The 2,933-nt window shown below is 63.6% G+C and carries 2 protein-coding genes and 1 tRNA gene; all 3 read left to right on the top strand.

The window, feature by feature from the left end:
- On the top strand, positions 1-853 hold an 853-nt coding region (locus BGN95_RS16870), incomplete at its 5' end, for a DHHA1 domain-containing protein (RefSeq protein WP_286773436.1).
- 75 nt (positions 854-928) lie between these two features.
- Positions 929-1,003: transfer RNA gene (locus tag BGN95_RS16865), tRNA-Glu, on the top strand.
- A 190-nt stretch (positions 1,004-1,193) separates the two neighbouring features.
- Positions 1,194-2,423: a ParB/RepB/Spo0J family partition protein gene (locus BGN95_RS16860; RefSeq protein ID WP_286773435.1), complete on the top strand. Its 1,230-nt coding sequence runs from the start codon at positions 1,194-1,196 to the stop codon at positions 2,421-2,423.
- The last annotated feature ends 510 nt before the right edge of the window (positions 2,424-2,933 follow it).

Raw genomic sequence — 2,933 nt, 5'->3', positions numbered from 1 at the left:
CAACGCGGGCGGGCGGGTAGGGCGCGCCGACCTCGGCGTGCGCTTGCTCACCACGCGCGACGCGGCCGAAGCGCGCACGATCGCGACTGAGCTCGACCGGCTCAACGAGGAGCGCCGCGCGATCGAGGCCGCGGTGCAGGAGGCCGCCGAGGCGATCCTGCGCAGCGACCGCGCGGTGACCGTGGTGGCGGGGGCCGGCTGGCATCCCGGGGTGATCGGGATCGTCGCGGGGCGGCTCAAGGAAAAGCTCGGCCGCCCGGCGATCGTCATCGCGCTCGACGAAGCCGGGGTCGGCAAGGGATCGGGGCGTTCGATCACCGGGGTCGATCTGGGGCAGGCGGTGCTCGCCGCGAAAGAGGCGGGACTGCTCGTCGCCGGCGGCGGACATGCGATGGCCGCGGGGCTGACGATCGCCGCCGAAAACGTCGGGGCGTTCGGCGATTTCCTTGAGGACAAGCTCGCTGAGAAGGTCGCGATCGCCGCGGCGGACCGTGCATTGCTGGTCGATTCGATTCATGCGGCGGGCGGGGTGACCCCGGAGCTGGTCAATGCGCTCGAAGCGGGCGGGCCTTATGGCACCGGCTGGCCGTCGCCGCGCGTCGCGGTGGGGCGGGTACGCCCGGTGCGTGTCGATATCGTCGGCAACGGCCATGTCCGCGCGATCGTCGCCGGCGACGACGGGCGCAGTTTCAAGGCGATGGCGTTCCGCGCGGCGGATAATGCGCTGGGGCAGGCGCTGCTCGGCGCGGGGACCCACCGCCGGCTGTGGCTCGCCGGGCGCGCGAAGCTCGACGATTGGGGCCAGCGCCCCGTGGCCGAGCTCCATCTCGACGATGCGGCCTGGGCCGATTGAGCGAATGATTGAACGATTGTTGCTTTGCCGCCTTGACCGCGCGGCCCGGCTCGCCTAACCGCCCTCTCGCCCAACGGCCCCTTCGTCTAGCGGTTAGGACGCGGCCCTTTCACGGCTGAAACACGGGTTCGATTCCCGTAGGGGTCACCATTGTTTTTCAATGGGTTAGATGCGTACAACGCGTCGCGGAGGCGGAACTTCGGTAATATTCCGGTTATATACGTCGTTGAACAACGGTGGACGGCGCTTCGCGATCCGATTCTCTCACGCACCTTCGAGAGGGCAACGCTGATGCCGATCTAGGCGCTTCGCGTCTTCGCGGTAACGGTCCACCGCCACCATGAAGATTGCCCGCCCGCGGGATGAGACCTTCCATCACCAGCCGATTCTCCGGCTGGTTCGATTGGAGGAAAATATGTCTCAGCAAAACGCTGCCGCAAGCACCCTCGGCACTCAGCTCTGGAGGAATGACGGCGGGTCACTGCCCGATTGGCTCCGACCAATGGTTCTCGGCAGCATCGAAGCCAACGGTACCTTTCTGATCGCTTCACCGCTGGGGCATCAGCGGGTCCATCGCGGTTATGTGGTCGTGGAGCAGTGCGGGGATGTGTACGCGTGGCCGGCAGAAGAGGTCGACGAGCGCGTAGCTGAGATGAAAGAGCGGGCGATCGCCGCGTCGAAGCCCGTGAACATGGTTGGACCAGGCAAGAGCCTGAAGACTGCGATTCCGAGCCGGAAGCGGCAACGCGGGAAAACGGAAACCAAGCGGCCCCGAACCTATCCGCCCGCTCGCGGAACTCCCCCCAGCATCGAGTGGGTCTCAATCGAAGATCTATCCGTTGACGGAGACTATCAGCGGTCAATCGCGAACGATTCCTCCCGTCGCCTTATCGCGTCAATCGCTGCGCATTGGGATTGGCGACTTTGTATGCCGCTGGCGGTATCTCGCCGAATTGACGGTCGCTACGTGATAGACGGCCAGCACCGCTTGGCGGCTGCCCGAATGAGGCGAGACATTCCCCATCTTCCCTGCTGCATCGCTACCTATGATGGGGTTGCGGACGAGGCCGCGATGTTTGTCGCAGCAAACCGGGCTCGCCGGGCCATTAACCGACTGGACGACTTCCACGCGGCATTGGTCGCCGGAGATGAGGACGCCTTGGAGATCAACCGCGTGATCGAAGCCGCCGGCTTGCGAGTAGCGCGCCAGACCAGATCGCAGGCGTGGTTGCCGGGTGAGGTTGCTTTCACAGGTAGCATTACCTCGGTGATGGGACGCTATGGCGAAGATCTGGTTCTTGAAGCTTTGTCCGCGATGGCGGAGGCGTTCAAAGGGCAGGTGCTTTCCAATGGCGCGTCGATATTCCTCGGGTTGACCAAGATAATGGTCTCGCCGCCGGAAGGACTGGAACGGCATCGTCTGCTTCGATCGCTCTACGCTTTCGACATGAAGGGATGGAGCAGCTTTGTGCAGGGAACGAAAGGCGGTGACGGGAGAGCGCAAGCGATGCGGATTGCGATCCTCGAAGCCTATAACGATCCAGCTACGATGCAGCGGATAGCGGCGTAATGAAGGCGCCCGTCTGCCTGCGGCGGGCGGGCGCCCTAGCAAATTACCGCTAGCGATTACCGGGCATCACGAAATTCGCTCCAATCAGCCTCTGGGTTGTTCATGCGGTTGCCGAACATTCCGCCGGGCATCTTGGTCGATTGCCGGGCAGGGGGCAGTGAACCGCGCCGGTTTTGCTGGAGGCGTTGGGTTTGTGAGTCACGCTGCCATATCGATGTTATCCGCGACAGCATAATATTGCTCTTCGACTTCGGCAGGCGGGATGTTGCCGATGAGCTCGAGCGGCCGACGATGGGTCGAACCAGTCGATCCACTCGAGCGTCAACTGCTTGGGAAACAAATCTCGGCGCCAGGGCCGTGATTGATGAAGATCAAATCCCTCCACATTGCAGTGGCGTAACGGACCGGTGAAGGCCGACTTCGGCCAGCTACGACGCTTTTCGATTATGTTCTTGAATTACCAGGGCGAATGATGGGCTCGACAGGGGGGCGGCGCGAAGATGGTGCGCC

The organism is Sphingomonas sp. 66-10 (assembly GCF_001897045.1).
Lineage (GTDB): Bacteria > Pseudomonadota > Alphaproteobacteria > Sphingomonadales > Sphingomonadaceae > Sphingomonas > Sphingomonas lycopersici.
This window is presented reverse-complemented; position numbering and strand designations above follow the sequence as displayed.